This window comes from Streptomyces sp. NPDC031379, assembly GCF_055569615.1.
Map to the genome: position 1 here is coordinate 111,200 of NZ_JBVIIT010000019.1, position 17,960 is coordinate 129,159.

General features: G+C 70.7%; 13 protein-coding genes. 9 read left to right on the plus strand and 4 right to left on the minus strand.

The genetic code is table 11. The features are described 5' to 3' along the window. Position 1 precedes the first annotated feature (1 nt). A complete protein-coding gene (locus ACZ5CW_RS26250; RefSeq protein WP_468605413.1) occupies positions 2–2,758 on the plus strand; it encodes a bifunctional YncE family protein/alkaline phosphatase family protein in 2,757 nt (918 codons plus the stop codon). A gap of 86 nt (positions 2,759–2,844) precedes the next feature. Here ACZ5CW_RS26250 and ACZ5CW_RS26255 read toward each other — a convergent pair whose 3' ends face one another. Beyond that, the gene (locus ACZ5CW_RS26255) at positions 2,845–3,363 is read right to left on the minus strand and encodes a hypothetical protein (protein WP_468605415.1); all 519 of its coding nucleotides are present in this window, start codon (positions 3,361–3,363) and stop codon (positions 2,845–2,847) included. Positions 3,364–3,608: 245 nt separating this feature from the next. On the opposite strand from ACZ5CW_RS26255, the gene ACZ5CW_RS26260 reads away from it, so the two are divergent. The 7 genes from ACZ5CW_RS26260 (at position 3,609) to ACZ5CW_RS26290 (ending at position 13,213) form a co-directional block, all read left to right on the plus strand. Beyond that, positions 3,609–5,057, plus strand: coding sequence for a chloride channel protein (locus tag ACZ5CW_RS26260; protein ID WP_468605417.1), 1,449 nt, complete (start codon positions 3,609–3,611; stop codon positions 5,055–5,057). A gap of 227 nt (positions 5,058–5,284) precedes the next feature. Continuing rightward, positions 5,285–6,199, plus strand: a complete 915-nt coding sequence (locus tag ACZ5CW_RS26265; protein ID WP_468605419.1) for a cyclase family protein — start codon at positions 5,285–5,287, stop codon at positions 6,197–6,199. Positions 6,200–6,301: 102 nt separating this feature from the next. After that, positions 6,302–7,891: a GMC oxidoreductase gene (locus ACZ5CW_RS26270; RefSeq protein ID WP_468605421.1), complete on the plus strand. Its 1,590-nt coding sequence runs from the start codon at positions 6,302–6,304 to the stop codon at positions 7,889–7,891. A gap of 166 nt (positions 7,892–8,057) precedes the next feature. Beyond that, positions 8,058–8,897, plus strand: coding sequence for an SDR family oxidoreductase (locus tag ACZ5CW_RS26275; protein WP_468605423.1), 840 nt, complete (start codon positions 8,058–8,060; stop codon positions 8,895–8,897). Between the two features lie 36 nt (positions 8,898–8,933). Next, positions 8,934–10,361, plus strand: coding sequence for a cytochrome ubiquinol oxidase subunit I (locus ACZ5CW_RS26280; protein ID WP_468605425.1), 1,428 nt, complete (start codon positions 8,934–8,936; stop codon positions 10,359–10,361). Continuing rightward, positions 10,358–11,398: a cytochrome d ubiquinol oxidase subunit II gene (locus ACZ5CW_RS26285; RefSeq protein WP_468605427.1), complete on the plus strand. Its 1,041-nt coding sequence runs from the start codon at positions 10,358–10,360 to the stop codon at positions 11,396–11,398. Before ACZ5CW_RS26280 ends, ACZ5CW_RS26285 begins: the two co-directional genes overlap by 4 nt. 51 nt (positions 11,399–11,449) lie before the next feature. Next, entirely contained in the window at positions 11,450–13,213 is a 1,764-nt protein-coding gene (locus tag ACZ5CW_RS26290) for a cation:proton antiporter (protein WP_468605429.1), read from the plus strand. An 11-nt stretch (positions 13,214–13,224) separates the two neighbouring features. Here ACZ5CW_RS26290 and ACZ5CW_RS26295 read toward each other — a convergent pair whose 3' ends face one another. Both ACZ5CW_RS26295 and ACZ5CW_RS26300 read right to left on the minus strand, forming a co-directional pair. Beyond that, positions 13,225–15,063, minus strand: coding sequence for a glycoside hydrolase family 15 protein (locus ACZ5CW_RS26295; RefSeq protein ID WP_468605431.1), 1,839 nt, complete (start codon positions 15,061–15,063; stop codon positions 13,225–13,227). A gap of 133 nt (positions 15,064–15,196) precedes the next feature. After that, entirely contained in the window at positions 15,197–16,147 is a 951-nt protein-coding gene (locus tag ACZ5CW_RS26300) for a DUF389 domain-containing protein (RefSeq protein WP_468605433.1), read from the minus strand. Between the two features lie 304 nt (positions 16,148–16,451). Between ACZ5CW_RS26300 and ACZ5CW_RS26305 the strand changes: the two genes are divergently transcribed. Further along, complete coding sequence (locus ACZ5CW_RS26305) at positions 16,452–16,787, plus strand: hypothetical protein (protein WP_468605435.1); 336 nt, start codon at positions 16,452–16,454, stop codon at positions 16,785–16,787. A 10-nt stretch (positions 16,788–16,797) separates the two neighbouring features. Here the strand turns inward: ACZ5CW_RS26305 and ACZ5CW_RS26310 are convergent, their stop codons facing one another. Next, entirely contained in the window at positions 16,798–17,787 is a 990-nt protein-coding gene (locus tag ACZ5CW_RS26310) for a CorA family divalent cation transporter (protein WP_468605437.1), read from the minus strand. Positions 17,788–17,960 lie beyond the last annotated feature (173 nt).

Here is a 17,960-nt window from a genome sequence, read left to right on the forward strand (position 1 = left end):
CATGCAGGTAACACGCCGCCGCCGGCGTGTCGAGAAGGACCGTTCCGGCCTTCTCGGTAGACGCATCGGTCGCCGGATACCCCTGGTGACGACGGGCATCACCGCTCTCGCCCTCGTCGCGGCCGGTGCCGCTTTCGCCCAGACGCACCAGTTCGCCACCGATCAGGTCGGCCAGACGACCGATCGGGGCCAGGTCGTCTCCAGCGACCAGTACCTCGCCCCGTACGGCGACCGGCTCGTCATCGACAACGGCAAGATCATGTCGTCCTCGGTCAGCCCGGACGGCGCCCACCTCGCGGCCTCGGTCACCGACGGTGGCAGTGCGCTGGCCATCGTCGACCTGAAGAACTGGAAGGTGCAGCAACTCGTCGGCACCTCCGCGTCGTCGACCCCGCGCATCGGCAGCAACTCCGTCGGCCAGGAAGGCCCCACGTACTCGCCCGACGGCTCACAGCTGTGGCTGGGCCAGACCGACGGCTACACCAGGTTCACCGTGAACCCGGACGGCAGCGTCACCTCCCCGACGTCCGTCAGCATCCCCGCGGACGGGGCCAGGCACGCGCTCGTCGGCGAGGCGGTGTTCTCGGCCGACGGCTCCACCGTGTACTGCGCGGTCAACGGCCAGAACCGGGTGGTCGCCATCGACGCGGCGACCGGCGCCGTCCGGCACAGCTGGGCCGTGGGCAACGCCCCGCGTGACCTGGCCGAGGTCGGTGACAAGCGCTACGTCAGCAACGAGGGCGGCCGCACGGCGAAGCCCGGTGACACCACCCTCAACTCCTACAACACCCAGGTGCCGGCCGACCCGGTGACGGCCGCCACCACCACCGGCACGGTCAGCGTCATCGACCTGGCGAAGCCGGACGCCGCCGTCGCGAGCATCGACGTAGGCCTGCACCCGACCGCCCTGTACGCCAGGAAGGGCGCGCTGTTCGTCACCAACACCGCCACCAACGACGTGTCGGTCGTCGACACCGCCACCGACAAGGTCGTGCAGACCATCGCCACCCAGCCGTGGCCGGAGGCGTCGGTGGGCTACGAGCCCGACGCGGTGACGCTCACCGACGACGGTCACCTGCTCGTGACGCTCGGCCGCGCCGACGCGGTCGCCGTCTACCGCTACCGGACCCCGCAGGAGCCGGTCGGCTACGTCGGCCTGCTCCCGACTGACTACTTCCCGGCGGAGATCGCCACGGCCGGCAAGGACGTCCTGGTCTCCAACACCCGCGGCATCGACGCCCGCCGCCCCACCGCCGGCGCCGGGCACGCCACCCACGACACGACATCGAGCGTGCAGCGGTTCACGCTGCCACGGGACGGCGTCATCAGGTCCGAGACGGCCAAGGTCTTCCAGCAGAACGGTTGGACCCCCGGCTCGGTCAAGCTCACCGAGGCAAGGAGCAAGGCGAAGCCGGTGCCGGTCCCGCAGCGGCTCGGCGACCCTTCGACGATCAAGCACGTGTTCCTGCTCGTCAAGGAGAACCGGACCTACGACCAGGTCCTCGGTGACATCCCGCAGGGCAACGGCGACCCCTCGCTGACGCAGTTCGGCGAGAACGTGACGCCGAACCAGCACGCCCTGGCCGGGCAGTTCGGGCTGTACGACAACACGTACGACATCGGCACGAACTCCGCCGAGGGGCACAACTGGCTGATGCAGGCCGACGACCCGGAGTACACCGAGTCCTCGGCCGGTGAGTACGCGCGCAGCTACGACACCGAGGACGACGCCCGCGGCCACCAGCGGACCGGCTTCATCTGGACCGGTGCGCAGGCGGTGGGGAAGTCCGTGCGGGACTTCGGCGAGTTCCAGCAGTTCCTGACCAAGCCGTCGGGCGCGAGCTGGCAGAACCTGTACTGCGACGCCAAGAACATGGACGCCACCGGGCAGGACACCGCCTACGCCCTGAACTCGTCCTCGCCGATTCCGTCGCTCAACGACGTGTCGGTGCACGGCTTCCCGAAGTTCGACACCAGCGTCCCGGACGTCTACCGGTACGAGATCTGGAAGCGTGACTTCGAAAAGAACGGGCCGGCGAACCTGAACATGTTCTGGCTCTCCAGCGACCACACCGGTGGCCCGGCGAACTCCGCCGCTCAGGTCGCGGACAACGACCTCGCGACCGGCAGGATCGTGGACGAGATCTCGCACAGCAAGTACTGGAAGGACTCGGCGGTCTTCGACGTCGAGGACGACTCCCAGGCCGGCCTCGACCACGTCGACGGGCATCGCGCCCCCATCCAGATCATCAGCCCCTGGGCCCGGCACGGCACCGTCGACAGCCGCTACTACACCCAGATCACGGTGATCCGGACCATCGAGCAGATCCTCGGGATCCACCCGATGAACCAGAAGGACAGCGCGGCGAGCCCGATGCGCGGGGCGTTCACGCGGCACGCGGACCCCACGCCGTTCACGGCGCTGCCCAACCGCACCCCGCTGACCGACGGCCTGAAGACCCCGCCGCCCTGCGGCCTGGACACCCCGGCGCCGCAGAACCCGCATGCGGCGGCCGTACCGTCGGCGAAGGTGCCGGCGGACCGGCGGATGCTCGCGGCGAAGTGGGAGCACTGGAAGTCGAAGCAGCGTCTGACCGGCCCCAACGCCGTGCCGGACTACGCCAACCCCGCGCAGATGAACCACTTCACGTGGTACGAGACGCACGGGTGGAAGAAGCCGTACCCCGGCGAGGGCAAGATCTTCGCACCCGAGGACGTGCCGGGCGCCTACATCCCGTCGCCCGAATCCGACGGCTGACGCAGCCTGATCGCCTCGAGGGGCCCCTGCCCGGCGTCAGCGCCGGACAGGGGCCCCTCCCACACCCGTGCGGCACCGGGCACGACTCAGTAGCGCAGGGCTGTGCCGACGTCCGCGCGCACCTCGCCGGTCAGCTTGCGGTTGCTCTGGGCGGTGCCGTCGCCGGAGGCGCCGGCGGCGACGTCCTTGACCGTCACCACGGTCACGTCGAGCAGGTTGCCGCTCGTGTCCGTGAAGTTGACCTGGACCGCGAAGGACTTGGTGGAGTCGGCGGTGTTCTTGGCCGTGACCTTGACCGTGGCGTTGCTGCCGTTGCTCGTGGTGACGGTGCCGAGCGTGACGTCGTCCTTCGCTTTGACCCCGCCCTTGGCCTCGTCGAGCTTGCGTTTGGCCTCCGCAGTGGCCGAGGCGAGTGCGTCGGCGCCTTGGGAGGCGAGGGAGGAGGCGGCGGAGGACGCCGCGGATGCCGCCTTGCTTGCGGCGGATGCCGCCTTGCTGGCGCTGCCGGACGGGTTTCCGGAGTCGTCGGAGCATCCGGCGGCCGTGACGGCGACGGCCAGGGCCAGTACCGCGCCCGTCGCACCCCGTGTCCAGTGCCCTGCCATGCCGTGCCTCCCGTGACCTCGAAACGAACTGACCTTCTCAGTGAAGGGGGAACGGCCGAGTCCCGCTCGCGGAGTGGGCCGTCCGATCCGCGCAGGCACCCCAACGGCTCCGTCGGCGTCCTGCGACGGGTGCCGTCCGGACATGCGAGGCCTTGGGCCGAGTGCTGCAATGAGCGGGAGAGACGCGCGCACATGTCGACGCACAGGAGTGCCCGATGCCCGGCTGACTCGGGAGGAACGGTGCCGTGACGCGGTCGGATCCGCCCCCCGCCCCCGCTGCGGGCACGCCCCCTGCCCCCGCTGGTACGCAGCCGGAAGAGGCCGACCGGCTGCGGGACTTGTTGCGCGACCCCGCGTACCAGAAGGCGCTCGTGTTCTCAGCGGCCATCGGTGTCCCGGTCTCGCTGGCCGCCTTCTGGTTCCTCGCCGGACTCCACGAGCTGGAACATCTGCTCTGGACCGACCTGCCGGCCGGTCTCGGCCGGAGCGTGCCTCCCTGGTGGTGGCCGTTGCCCCTGCTGGCGCTCGCCGGTGTCGTCGTCGGCCTCGTCGTCAGGCATCTGCCGGGAGCCGGCGGACACGTGCCCGCCTCCGGTCTGCACGCGGCGGGCATGGCACCGGCCGCGCTGCCGGGGGTGATCCTCGCCGCCGCGGCCGGCCTTCCGCTCGGCGCGACCCTCGGTCCGGAGGCCCCGCTGATCGCGCTCGGGGGCGGCCTCGCCCTGTTCTTCAGGGAAGTGGCCCGCGCCCCGGTGACCCCACGGAGCACGGCCCTCGTGGGTGCGGCCGGCGCCGCGGCGGCCTTGTCGGCGATCTTCGGGAATCCGCTGGTCGGAGCGGTGATCCTCATCGAGGTGGCCGGTGTGGGCGGCCCCCAGCTGTTCGCCGTCATGCTGCCCGCGCTCCTGTCCAGCGGCATCGGCTCGCTGGTGTTCACCGGCTTCGGCCGCTGGACCGGTCTGTCGACGGGAAGCCTGTCGCTGAAGGTGGGTGTCCCGTTCCCCCGCCTCGACGCGGGAGACGTGCTCTGGTCGGTGCTGATGGCCGTCGGTATCGCCGCCGCCGTCCACCTGCTGCTGTCCGTCGGGCGCAGGGCCGCCGTGTTCGTCGTGGGCGGCCCCGTGCTCCACACGGCACTCTGTGCGCTTGCCGCCGGCGCCTGTGCCGCGGTGTACACGCTGGCCGTGGACCGGTCGCCGGCGGACGTGGCCTCGTCCGGCGAGGCCGTGCTGCAGCGGCTGGCCGCGGATCCGCACGCCTGGGGAGTGAGCGCCCTGGTCGCCGTGCTGCTGTGCAAGGGAGTGGCGTACGCGCTCTGCCTCGGCAGCCTGCGCGGCGGCCCGGTCTTCCCCTCGCTGTTCCTCGGCGCCGCGGTGGGCGTACTGCTCGCCCCGCTGCCCGGCCTCGGCGTCGTACCCGGCATGGCGGCGGGCATGGCGGCCGCAACGGCGGCAGCGCTGCGGCTCCCGGTGAGCAGCGTGCTGCTGGTCGTCCTGGTGCTCGGCAGCGGCGCCATGATTCCCGTGGCGATCCTCGCCGCCGTGGTCGGCTTCGTGACCGTGGAACTGCTGCCGCCCGGACGCGCCGCCCCAGCGGTGGGCAAGCCGGCCGGCCCACCCGACACCCGGCCCGCCGCCACCTGGGACGACAGCGGCGAAACCCGGCCGGGCTACACACACGGGGGTTCACCATGACCTCGCACCCGCGGCCACAGCCTGGGTCTTCGCAGTCTGGGGCGTCGCAGCCCGAGCCTTCGCCGTCTGGGGCCTCGCCGTCTGGGGCGTCGCAGCCCCCGTCTTCGCCGTCCGAGGCACCGCAGCCCTCGCCATCTCCCTCCGGGGCACCGCAGCCCCCGCCTTCTCCGCCCGGGGCACCCGAACCCGCGCCCTCGCAGCCCGCGCCCTCCACGGCACCGCGGCCCATGTCGGAGGGGGCCTTCCGTGATCTGTACCGCCGGCTGCGGGACCAGGCCCAGGACGGTGGGGAACACCGGCGTGGCGCGCTCGACCGGATCACGACCGAACGGGTGGTGGCGGCCGCCGCCGAGGTCCGGTGCGGACGCACCGTGTCACTGGCCGCGCCGGTCGAGACCCGGCCGGGTCCGGACAGCCCGGAGCCCGCGACCCATCGGATGACCGCACCGACGAACCGGGAGACCGACGAGCACGGGCTGTACTTCGCCCGCGACCGGTTCGCCATGAACGTGCACGGGGACGCCGACACGCACCTCGACGCGCTGTGCCACGTGATGTTCGACGGCGAGCTGTACGGCGGAGTACCGGCGAGCGCCGTGACACCGGACGGAGCCGGCGCGCTCACGCTCGACCTGGTCCGTGACGGCATCGTCGGCCGCGGTGTCCTGCTGGACATTCCGCGCCTGCGCGGTGTGCCGTGGCTCGAACCCGGGGACCAGGTGACCGCCGAGGACCTCGTCGCCGCCGAGACCGCCCAGCGGACGACGGTCGGACCCGGCGATCTGCTGCTCGTGCGCGTGGGACACCGCCTGCGGCGCCGCACCCTCGGTGCCTGGGACGTGACACGGGCGAGGGCGGGCCTGCACCCGACGGCCATGGGTTTCCTCGCGGAGCGGCAGGTGTCCGTCCTGGGGTGCGACGGCAACAGCGACACGGCGCCGAGCGCTGTGCCGGAGATCCCGTTCCCCGTGCACGCGCTCGCCGTCAACGCCATGGGCCTGCATCTGCTGGACTGGCTGGACCTCGAGGAACTGGCCACGGTGTGCGAGCAGCAGGGCCGTCGGCACTTCCTGTGCGTCGTCGCCCCTTTGCGGTTGCCCGCGGCGACCGGCTCCCCGGTGAACCCGATCGCCGTTCTGTGACCGGGCCGAGGCGGGGCCCGTTCCAGGTGCCGCACGACCGCGCTGCGCGTACGTTCGAAGAGCAAAAGCCGGCACCAGCCACAGACCGCACGAGCAAGGACGGTGGTTGCCGTGGACGCCCTCCCCCCATACGACGTCATCGTCATCGGTACCGGCGCGGGCGGCGGCACACTCGCCCACCGCCTGGCCCCGTCGGGCAAGCGCGTGCTCATCCTGGAACGCGGCGACTACCTACGGCGCGAACGCGACAACTGGGATTCCACGGCCGTGTTCGTCAAGGCCAAGTACCGGGCCCCGGAGTTCTGGCTCGACAGTCACGGAAACGAGTTCCCGCCCGAGGTGAACTACTACGTCGGCGGCAACACCAAGTTCTACGGTGCCGCGCTGTTCCGGCTGCGGCCCGAGGACTTCGGCGAACTGCGCCACCATGACGGCATCTCACCGGCCTGGCCCCTGGGTTACGACGACCTCGAGCCGTACTACACCCAGGCGGAGCACCTCTACCTGGTGCACGGCCGGCACGGCGAGGACCCCTGGGAAGGGCCGAGCAGCGCACAGTACGCCTATCCGCCGGTCGAACACGAGCCCCGCATACGGCAGTTGAGCGACGACCTGGAGAAGCAGGGACTGCACCCCTTCCACCTGCCGGTCGGGGTCAACCTCACCCAGGACGAGTTCGGCGGGGCCACCCACTCCAGTGCCTGCATCCGCTGCAACCGGGTGGACGGTTTCCCGTGTCTGGTCCGCGCCAAGTCCGACGCCCAGGTGATCTGTGTGGAGCCCGCACTCGAACACCCGAACGTGGAGATGATCACCAACGCCCGGGTGACGAGACTCGAGACCGATCCGACCGGGCGCGCCGTCACCGGCGTCGTCGCCCGGCTTCCGGGCGAGGAGGAGGCCCGCTTCTCGGCGGACATCGTGGTGGTGGCCTGTGGTGCCGTCAACTCCGCCGCCCTGCTGCTCGCTTCCGCCGATGACCGGCATCCCAACGGTCTGGCCAACAGCTCGGACGTCGTCGGCCGGCACTACATGCGCCACAACAACCTGGCCCTGATGGCCATCTCGAAGGAGCCCAACGACACCCAGTTCCAGAAGACCCTCGCCCTGCACGACTGGTACCTGGGAGCGGACGACTGGGACTACCCCCTGGGCGGCATCCAGATGCTCGGCAAGTCGGACGCCGAGCAGATCCACGGCGAGGCCCCGCGCTGGGCGGGCGCGGTGGCGCCGGACATGCCCTTCGAGGTCCTGGCCCATCACGCCGTCGACTTCTGGCTGTGCGGAGAGGACCTGCCCCAGCCGGACAACCGGGTGACCCTGGAGGACGACGGCCGGATCCGGCTCACCCTCGACGAGGGCAACAACATCGCCGGCCTCAAGCGCCTTCGGCACAAGCTGCAGCACATGCTCGGTCATCTCGGCATGCACGAGCACCGACTGCTGTCCCACAGCATCTACCTGCACAAGGGCATGCCGATCGGCGCCACCGCCCACCAGGCCGGCACGGTGCGCTTCGGCACCGACCCGGCGACCTCGGCGCTGGACGTCGACTGCAAGGCCCACGACCTGGACAACCTCTACGTCGTCGACACGAGCTTCTTCCCGAGCATCGGCGCGGTCAATCCGTCCCTGACGGCTATCGCGAACGCCCTGCGCGTGGGCGACCACCTGCTGCAGCGGCTGGGCTGAAACGCGGTCCCCACGTCCCGCCTCCGAGCGGGCGAAGATCGTCAGCCGGGGGGCGCAACGCCGTCCGCCCCGGCGTGCCGATTCTCCTCCACGATGCTTGTCTGACGGCTGAACCCTCCGGGCCGCGGCCCGGTTCATCCGGGTACACAGTGGAGGACAGGGCATCGTGAGTTCCGTCGAGGGCGCACCGCAGAACGTGATTCCGGCGCAGCTGCTGAAGGGTCAGAAGGCGCTGGTCACCGGCGCCAACTCCGGAATCGGCAGGGCGACCGCCGTCGCCCTGGGACGGGCCGGGGCCGATGTCGTGGTGAACTACGTGGCCGGCCGCGAGGAAGCCGAGAAGGTGGTCGAGGAGATCGCCGCCTTCGGGGTGAAGGCCGCCGCCTACGAGGCCGACGTCTCGAACGAGGACCAGGTCGTCGCCATGACGAACCGGATGGTCCAGGAGTTCGGCACGATCGACATCCTGGTCGCCAATGCCGGACTGCAGCGGGACGCCCTGCTCACCGACATGACCCTCGCCCAGTGGCAGAAGGTCATCGACGTCAATCTCACCGGGCAGTTCCTCTGCGCCCGCGAGGCGACCAAGGAGTTCCTGCGCCGGGGAGTCGTCCCAGAGGTGTCGCGTGCGGCCGGGAAGATCATCTGCATGAGTTCGGTGCACCAGCTCATCCCGTGGTCCGGCCACGTGAACTACGCCTCCTCCAAGGGCGGCGTGCAGATGATGATGGCGACGCTGGCCCAGGAACTCGCCCCGAAGCGGATCCGTGTGAACGCGGTCGCCCCCGGCGCCATCAAGACACCCATCAACCGCAGCGCCTGGGAGACGCCCGAGGCGCAGGAGGACCTCCTGCGGCTGATCCCCTACAAGCGGATCGGCGAGCCCGAGGACATCGCACACGCCGTCGTCGGCCTCGCCTCCGACCTCATGGACTACGTGGTGGGAACCACCCTGTACGTCGACGGCGGCATGACCCTCTTCCCCGGCTTCGCCACCGGCGGCTGACCCGCCTCCTCCGCGTCGGCTCCCGGAAGGGCTCACATGCACACGGTCCTGATGCTGGCGGACGCGCCCGCCCAAACGCTCCCGGCCAGATCGATGATGGCGTTCACCCTCGCCTCCCACATCATCCTGGTGCCCCTGGGCGTCGCCCTGCCGCTGATCACGCTCATCATGCACGGCTACGGCCTGCGCCGCGGCGACGCGACCGCCCTGCTGCTGGCACGGCGGTGGTCGGCCGTCATGGCGGTCCAGTTCGCGATCGGGGTCGTCACCGGCACCGTGCTCTCCTTCGAGTTCGGGCTGCTGTGGCCGGGCATGATGGGCCGCTGGGGCGACGTCTTCGGCATCGGTTTCGGGGTCGAGGCCTGGGCCTTCTTCCTGGAGGCCGTCCTCATCGCCATCTATCTCTACGGCTGGCGACGGCTCCCCTCGCGCACCCACTTCCTGCTCGGACTGCCCCTGCCGTTCGCGGCCCTGCTCGGCGCCTTCGGCATCCTGGCCGCCAACTCGTGGATGAACACCCCCCGGGGCTTCACCCTCGACTCCGCCGGCAACCCCGTCGACGTGAAGATCTGGAAGGCGATCTTCACGCCCATGTTCGGCCCGCAGTACTGGCACTTCGTCGTGGCGATGTTCCTGACGGCGGGCTACGTCGTGGCCGGCGTCTACGCGGTCGGCTGGCTGCGCGGCCGCCGGGACCGCTACCACCGGCTCGGCTTCACGATCCCCTTCACACTGGCCGCGGTCCTCACACCGGTGCAGTTCGTGCTCGGCGACTCCATCGCCCGGCAGGTCTTCCACAAACAGCCGGTGAAGTTCGCCGCCATGGAGATCGTCTGGGACACCGACACCCACCAGCCGGAATACCTCTACGGCCGGCTGCATCCCGACGGGAGCATCTCCGGCGGCATCCGCATCCCCCAACTCGACTCCATCCTCGCCGGGTTCCACGCGGACACCAAGGTGACCGGGCTGACCTCCGTGCCCGCGAGCGACCGGCCGACGGCCACGCAGGCCACCATCGCCCACTGGGCCTTCGACACCATGGTCGGAATCGCCTCCCTGCTGGTGCTGCTCGCGCTCTGGTACGCCGGACTCTGGCTGCTGCGCCGCCGCATGCCCGGCTCACCCTGGTTCTACCGGTCCGCCGCCGTTTCCGGTTTCCTCTCCGTCGTCGCCGTCGAATGCGGCTGGATCGCCACGGAAGTGGGCCGCCAGCCCTGGATCGTGTACCAGAACATGCGGGTCGCCGAAGCCGTGACGGCGACGCGCTCCAGCAGTCTGTGGCTCATGGTCGGCCTGGTGATCGTCGTGTACGTCTTCGTCTTCGGATCGTTCCTGGCGATCCTGCTGAAGATGCGCTCCCGCTGGCGGCAGGCCGACGAGTCGGGCGGAACGCGGCCACCGCAGGAGCCACCGGAGACCGACACGCCGTACGGGCCGCGCACCACCGGGAGCCGATCGTGATCGCCGGAGTCATCGCCGTCGTGCTGCTGCTCGCCATCGCCGCCTACGCCTGCGGCGGCGGCACCGACTACGGAGCCGGCTTCTGGGACCTGACGGCGGGCGGAGCGGAGCGCGGCAAGCGCCCACGTCGGCTCATCGACCACGCGATGGCCCCCGTCTGGGAGGTCAACAACGTCTGGCTGATCTTCGTCCTGGTCATCATGTGGACGGGCTTCCCCGTCCTCTTCCAGCAGGTCTTCACCACGATGTGGCTGCCCCTGGCCCTGGCCGCCGTGGGCACCGTGCTGCGCGGCGCGGGCTTCGCCCTGCGCAAGCCCGCCCAGAGGCTGTCCGGCCGGCGCCTGTACGGAGCGGTGTTCGCCGTCGCCTCGCTCCTGACCCCCTTCTTCCTGGGTGCCGCGGCCGGGGGAGTGGCCTCGGGACGGGTGACCTCGACGACGACGGCATCGACGGACGTCTGGGCCAATCCCACCTCGCTGCTGTTCGGCCTGCTCGCCGTCGCGGCCACCGCGTCGCTCGGTGCCGTCTTCCTCGCCGCGGACGCCCGGCGCTTCGACGCGCCGGACCTCGACCGCTACTTCCGGCGGCGCGCCCTGGGCGCACTGGCCGCCCTCGCCGTGCTCGCCGTGATCACCCTGATCGTCACCCACGGGGACGCCCCGCATGTGTGGCACGGGCTCACGCACGGCGTGGGCCTCGTCTTCGTCGTCGTGGCCGCGCTGGGCACCCTCGCCACCGCGTGGCTGCTGATGCGGCCCACCGCGGCCTGGTCCCGGGTGACAGCCGTCGGCGCGGTGGCGTCGGCGGTCATCGCCTGGGGCATGGCGCAGCGCCCCTACCTCATCCCGACCTCACTCACCGTGGCCGAGGGCGCGGGGGCACACACCACGCTCCGCTGGCTCGGCCTGGTCACCCTCGTCGCCGTCGTGCTCGTCATCCCCGCGGTCGTCTTCCTCTACTGGCTGGACACCCACGGTGAGCTGGAGGGCCTCACCGACTCCGACCTGCGGCGCGCCGATGCCGGTGACCAGGGCTGACCCCACGGCGGGCCCGCACTCCCCGGGTGCGCACCGAAGGGCAGGAGGCAGGTGACCGAGGACGACGTCCTGCTGGGCATCGGGCTGACCGTGGCCCTCGCCGTCGGGTGCCAGATCCTCGCGAGCCGACTGCGGATCCCGGCCCTGATCCTCCTGCTGCCCGCCGGGTTCGCCGCCGGAGCCCTGACCGACGACGTCCACCCCGACGCCCTCCTGGGGCCGGCGTTCTCCCCCCTGGTGTCGGTGTCGGTGGCGATCATCCTCTACGACGCCGGGCTGGGCCTGGACCTGCGCCATCTCAAGGGCGCCACCCGCAACACCGTCGTCAGACTCCTGGTGTCCGGGGTCCTGCTCACCTGGGGGACCGTCATGGGCCTGGGCCCGGCCCTGTTCGGTGTGCCGTTGGCCGCCGCCAGCATGATCGGGGTCATTCTCGTCGTGTCCGGGCCGACCGTCGTCGGACCCCTGCTGGAGCACGTCCGGCCTACGGACGAGGTACGGCGGGTCCTGATGTGGGAAGGCTCCCTGATCGATCCCGTCGGCGGCATCCTCGGCGCCGTCGTCTTCCACTCCATCGTCTCCGGGGGACTCCAGAGCGGTCATTTCCGATTCGGTGAGTTCTTCGCCGGCCTCGCCCTGGGACTCGCCGGCGGAGCGATCGGTGCCGCACTGCTGTGGTTCACCCTCCGGCGGCTCCGCCTCGGGGAGACCCTCGGCACCCTCGCCCAACTGGCCACGGTCGTCGTGGTGGCCGTCGGCTGCGACATGGTGTACGACGACACCGGCCTCATCGCCGCGATCGTCACCGGACTGACCGTCGCGAACCTGCCCGGACTCGACATGCCCGCGCGCAGACCGTTCTTCGAGACACTCGTCCAGCTGATCATCGGCCTGCTGTTCGTCTCCATCTCGGCCACCGTGACACCGAAGACCGTCGTCCCGGTGCTCCTGCCCGCCCTCGCGCTCGTCGTCACGCTCGTCGTGGTGGTCCGGCCCCTGGTGGCCCTGCTGTCCACCGCCGGGACGGGTCTCGGCGCGGGTGAACGTGCCTTCATCGGCTGGATGGCCCCACGCGGCATCGTGGCCGCGTCCACCGCCACGACCTTCTCCGCCTCCCTCACCACCAAGGGACTGCCCGGCGCCGAAGACATCCTTCCCGTCACCTTCCTGGTGATCGTGGGCACCGTGGTGATCTACGCGCTCACCGCGAGACCCGTCGCCGGCAGGCTGGGCGTCGCGCGCCCCGCGCGTGCACGTCCGCTGCTGGTGGGCGGCGATCGCTGGGTCGTCGATCTGGCCCGGTCGTTGCGCGCGGCCGGGGTCGACGTGCTGATGTGGGCGGGCGTCGCACAGGAGAGGAACCAGATCAACGAGGCGGGGATCGAACTGGTCACCGGGGAACTCATGGCCGCGGCCACCAATCCCCAGGCGCGGCTGGAGGGGGTCACCTCGGTCTTCCTTCTCACGGCCGACGACGACTTCAACGCGCTGGCCGCGATCCTCATGGAGGACAGCGTCGAGGGCCCCGTCTACCGGGTCGGCCCGCCCCCCGGCAGCGAGGGTGTGGTCGCCCCCTACACCGCCGGTCGCATCCTCTTCGGCCCGGAGCTGGTCCGGCACACCCTGGCGGACCGCCACGAGCGGGGCGGCCGCTTCCACGTGCAACCCGCCTCGGCGCCCCGCCCGCCCGGGCATGACGCTCTGTTCGTCGTACGGCGTGACGGCCGGCTGGAGCCGGTCACCGACGCCTCGACCGCCACCGCGGATCAGGGCGACACGCTCGTGCTCCTCGGACCCGCGCCGCCGACCGGCTGAACCGGGACCGGCTACTGCCGGGCCAGGGCCTCGTCCAGCGTGAGCGCGGCGTCGATGAGGGCCAGATGCGTGAACGCCTGGGGGAAGTTGCCCAGCTGACGGCCCGTCGGGTCGATCTCCTCCGAGTACAGTCCCAGATGGTTGGCGTACCCCATCATCTTCTCGAACACCAACCTGGCCCGGTTGGTCCGTCCCGCGCGCGCGAGGGCGTCGACGTACATGAACGTGCACAGCGAGAAGGTGCCCTCCGAGCCGCGCAGCCCGTCGGGCGAGGCCTCGGGGTTGTAGCGGTAGACCAGGCTGTCGCTGACCAGTTCCTCCTCCATCGCGTCGAGGGACGACGTCCACAACGGATCCTCGGGGATGACGAACCCGACCGTGGACATCCGGAGCAGCGAGGAGTCCAGCACGTCACTGCCGTAGTGCTGCACGAAGGCCCGCCGGCCCTCGCTCCATCCCTTCGTCATGACCTGTTCGTAGATCGCGTCCCGTTCGGCGCCCCAGCGCGCGGTCGCGGCCGGCCGGCCGTGCGACTCGGCGAGCCGCAGAGCGCGGTCGAACGCCACCCACGACATCACGCGGCCGTAGGTGAAGTGCTTGCGGCCGCCGCGGGTCTCCCACAGGCCCTCCCCCGCCTGGTCCCAGTGGTCGACCAGCCAGTCGAGGTTCGTCAGCAGCGAGTTCCAGCCCTGGTGCCCCAGCCGGATCCCGTGCCGGTGCGCGAAGTAGATGCTGTCCAGTGCCTCGCCGTAGATGTCCAGCTGGAGCTGGGTCGCGGCCCCGTTGCCGACCCGTACCGGCGCGGAGCGTTCGTAGCCCTCCCAGTCTTCGAGGATCTCCTCCACCAGATCGGAGGATCCGTCGACCCGGTACATGATGTTGAGCGGGCCCGAATCCCCGTCGCTGCCGGCCCGTTCCTTGACCCGGTCGCCCAGCCACGCGATGAACGCCTTCGCCTCCTCGGTGAATCCCAGCCCCAGCAGGGCGTAGACGGAGAAGGACGCGTCACGGATCCAGGTGAACCGGTAGTCCCAGTTCCGCTCCCCGCCCAGCTGCTCGGGCAGCGCCGTCGTCGGGGCGGCCACCAGGGCGCCGCTCGGCGCGTACGTCATCAGCTTCAGCGTGATGGCGGATCGCTCCACCGTCTCCCGCCAGCGCCCCGAGTACTGCGACTGGCCCAGCCAGGACCGCCAGAACCTGATGGTCTCCTCGAAAAGCTCCTGGTACTGGGCGAGGCGGATCTGCCGCGGCGGCCCGTCGGCGGCCGACTCCAGGACCAGCCCGCGCTGCTGTCCCGCCTGCAGCGTCAACGTGAGGTGCAGGTCGTTCCCCCGGCCCGTGAGGACGTCCACCAGCCGCTCGTCCTCCGGTTCGCGGATGGGATGCACGGTGAGTTCCGTGCCGTCCTCGGCCGCGAACACCGCTCCCTGCTCGCTGATGTGCAACCGGTGGGCCGTCCGGCCGTAGTTGAACCGTGGAGCGATTTCCACATCGAACGTCATACTGCCCCGCACACAACGCACCAGGCGGACCAGCCGGTGGGTGGGCGTGGCCGTCGTGCCCGTGACCGGCATGAAGTCCAGGACCTCGCCGGCGCCCGCCTCCGTCATGAACCGGGTCACCAGGATCGCCGTGTCGGGAAGGTACAACTGCTTGGTCGCATGCGTCGCGTGTGTCGGCCGGACCGTGCAGTGCCCGCCCTTGTCCTTGTCCAGCAGCGCGCCGAACACGCTGGGGGAGTCGAACCTCGGGAGGCACAGCCAGTCGACCGTCCCGTCGGTGGTCACCAGCGCCGCCGTCTGCAGATCGCCGAGCAGACCGTGGTTCTCGATCAGCGGGTAGTCGTCCATCGGGGAGTCCCTTCCGGTGCGCGATTCACCCGAACGCTCCCCCCTCGATCAGCGTAAGCCGGGGATCCGGCTCGGGCCCGCCGGACCCGTTCCGGCGGTGTGCGCCGGTCACAGGGGTGCCGGTGCTCCTCCGCTAGCGCGGCGCCGGTGCGGTGGCACGGCGCGCCGCGCGGCGCCACAGACGGCGTTGCAGACGCAGGGCGAGGACGCCGACGATCACGAGCACGACCACGTTCAGCAGCAGCTGCAGCAGGGACCCCCACGCCTGGTCCCACTCGGAGAAGGCGACCGACACCGCGAGGTCCGAGGCGGCGGGAATCGTGGTCACGGAGATGAAGACCCCGAGCAGGGCAGTGCCGCGGGCCTCGGTGAGCGAGACGATCCCGACGATGCCGGCGAGGACGGCGACGGCCACGGAGAAGAAGTCCGGCGTGTCGATGAGGTGGGACACGGGCCGCAGCCCCAGCTCGAAGGCCGTGGACTGCAGGTCGAACGCTCGTGCCAGCGCGGCGAACCCCAGGGTGACCACGATGGCCAGCAGGAAGCCGGCCGTCAGCGCACGCACCCCCTCCCGGACCCTGCGGCGGTTACGACGGTCGAGGCCCAGGGCGATGCTGGTGATCGCGTTGTACTCCGGGCCGACCACCATGGCCGCCACGATGAGGATCTGCGAGTTCGTCATGATGCCGACGGAGCCGATGAGCCCCGCGATGACCAGGAACAGGTAGAAGGACGGCGGATAGGTCCCCTCCTTGCGGATGTGGGCCTCGACCGCGGCCCACAGCGGCGCGTGGACGAGCGCGCTCGGCTGGTCGGCCTCGACCCGCTCGGCGTCGTGCGAGAACATCATGTCGACGTCGTCGACGGCGATCGACCCCGTCCGGTCGACGCCCAGCTTGCGCAGATCGCCCAGCACGCCGTTGGCGGCGCCCCTCAGCACGTCGCATTCGAGCATGTCGCCGTCCGGAACGCGGGCCGCTCTCACCACCACGAGATTGAGGACGCGGTCGTGCGAGGTGAGCAGGTCGACGGCCTGCTGGGTGAGGGCGGGCGGCATGACCATGCGGAAGTGGATCAGATCCATCCGTAACCTCCTGGGAGCGGGAGTCGGTCCGCCGCGGTGGCTTCAGGCGCTTGAACGCGCAACAGGCGGCGACACCTGAGGAGACGGTGGAACACTGGTGCATCTCCACTATCGCCCGGCACCGCGCACCACGCCGCCTGCGCGAACCGCCCGCCCTGAGCCGGCACCGGCAGGCTGAGCAGTGGCGAAGGCCCGGCCGTGCCCGCAACGGTCGTACCCACCAGGCGTGCCCGCCCGCTCTGACGGATAGTGGTGGGCGGGACGACGTCCCCGGCAGCTCCCGTCCCCCGGCACAGGAGGCTTGATGCCCGTTTCACGGTCCATGGCCGCGCTCACCGGCATCGCTGTGCTCGGCCTCGCGCTCACCGCCTGCCAGGACCAGGCTTCCGGCCAGATCGTGGCGCGCAACGGTGCCAGGCTCGTGGAGACCATCACGAACCCGTCGATCCACGGATGTCACCGGTTTCGTGAGGGCGTGACCCGCGTCACCAACTACACGCAGAGCAGCATGCTCCTGTACACGACACCCGACTGCACCGTTCCGCCGGGTGGGGAGAGCATCTACCTGGACATGCAGTCGTCGGACGACATCGTCAGGTCCACCGGCCTGTGGCGCAGCTACTCCTTCGCCCCCGACTGACGTCGCGGGCTCACTCTTCCTCCCTGCCGTCGTCGCTGCGGAGCCTTCGCCAGATGTGGGTGCGGTGCAGCACATACAGGGCGACGAACAGCACGCCCCCCTGCAACGCGACGGCGAACAGCCAGAAGACGGCCCTGCTCTCCATCTCGTCCGTGAGGTAGGCGAAGTTCATTCCGAAGTAGCCGGTCAGGAACGTCAGGGGCAGGAAGATCGTCGACACGATGGCCAGCCGGTTGATCACGCCGTTCTGCTCGCCCGACACGAGGGAGGCGTAGCTGGCGAAGGCCCGCCGGGTGGCCTCCTGCAGGGACTGGACGTCGGTGAGCACCAGCCGGCCGGTGTGCTGGAACTCCCGGGCGAGCCGCTGGCGCTCCTCGGGGAAGTCGGGATTCAGCATTCTGCGCTCGACAACCTCGTCCGTCGCCTGGAGGTAGGGGAGGAGGAAGTGGTGCAGAAGCGCGGCACGCCGCCGTAGCCGAGCCAGGCGGTACACCTGATCGGGGCGTCGTCGCTCGAACATCCCGTCCTCGAGTTCCTCCACCCTCAGCAGGTCCGCCACCGCGGCCCGGCGAAACGTGTCCAGCGCCTCCTGCAGCATCAGGAACAGCACGGACACGATGTCGGGAGGGCTCTCCTGCCCCAGCCGGGCGATGACACTCCGCAGCGGCCCGGCCGGCCCCCAGTGGAGAGTGATCAGGTGCCGTTCCGTCACCAGGAAATGGACGAGGACGACTCGGCCGCCTTCCACGACGGGTACGACGAAACCGGCCCGGTCGCCGAAGAACTGGGCCCGTGCCGGTTCACCCGCCCTGCCGAACCACCTCGGACTCTCGGCCTCCAGGCCCAGCCCGGCGACGACCGGCCGCCCCTCGGCCGCCGGCCCGTCGGGCAGCTGGACGCCGACGAGCACGAAGTCGGAGGCGGCCAGGCACTCACGTGCCTCCGCCAGGCTGGTACGAGCGGTGGTCCCGCCGGGCATCGACACCACCGAAACGATCATCTTCCCTCACCGCCGTTCCCTGCGCGTAGCCCACGGTGCGCACACTCCGGCGTCCCCGTCGCGGACACACGCAGGCGCAGCGACGGTTACCTCGGACGGGTGAGCGCGGCCGCGGAATCACCCGGAGCGTGTGAGGCCGCCGGTCCTTTTCCGGCGCAGTGTGGACTCAAGGC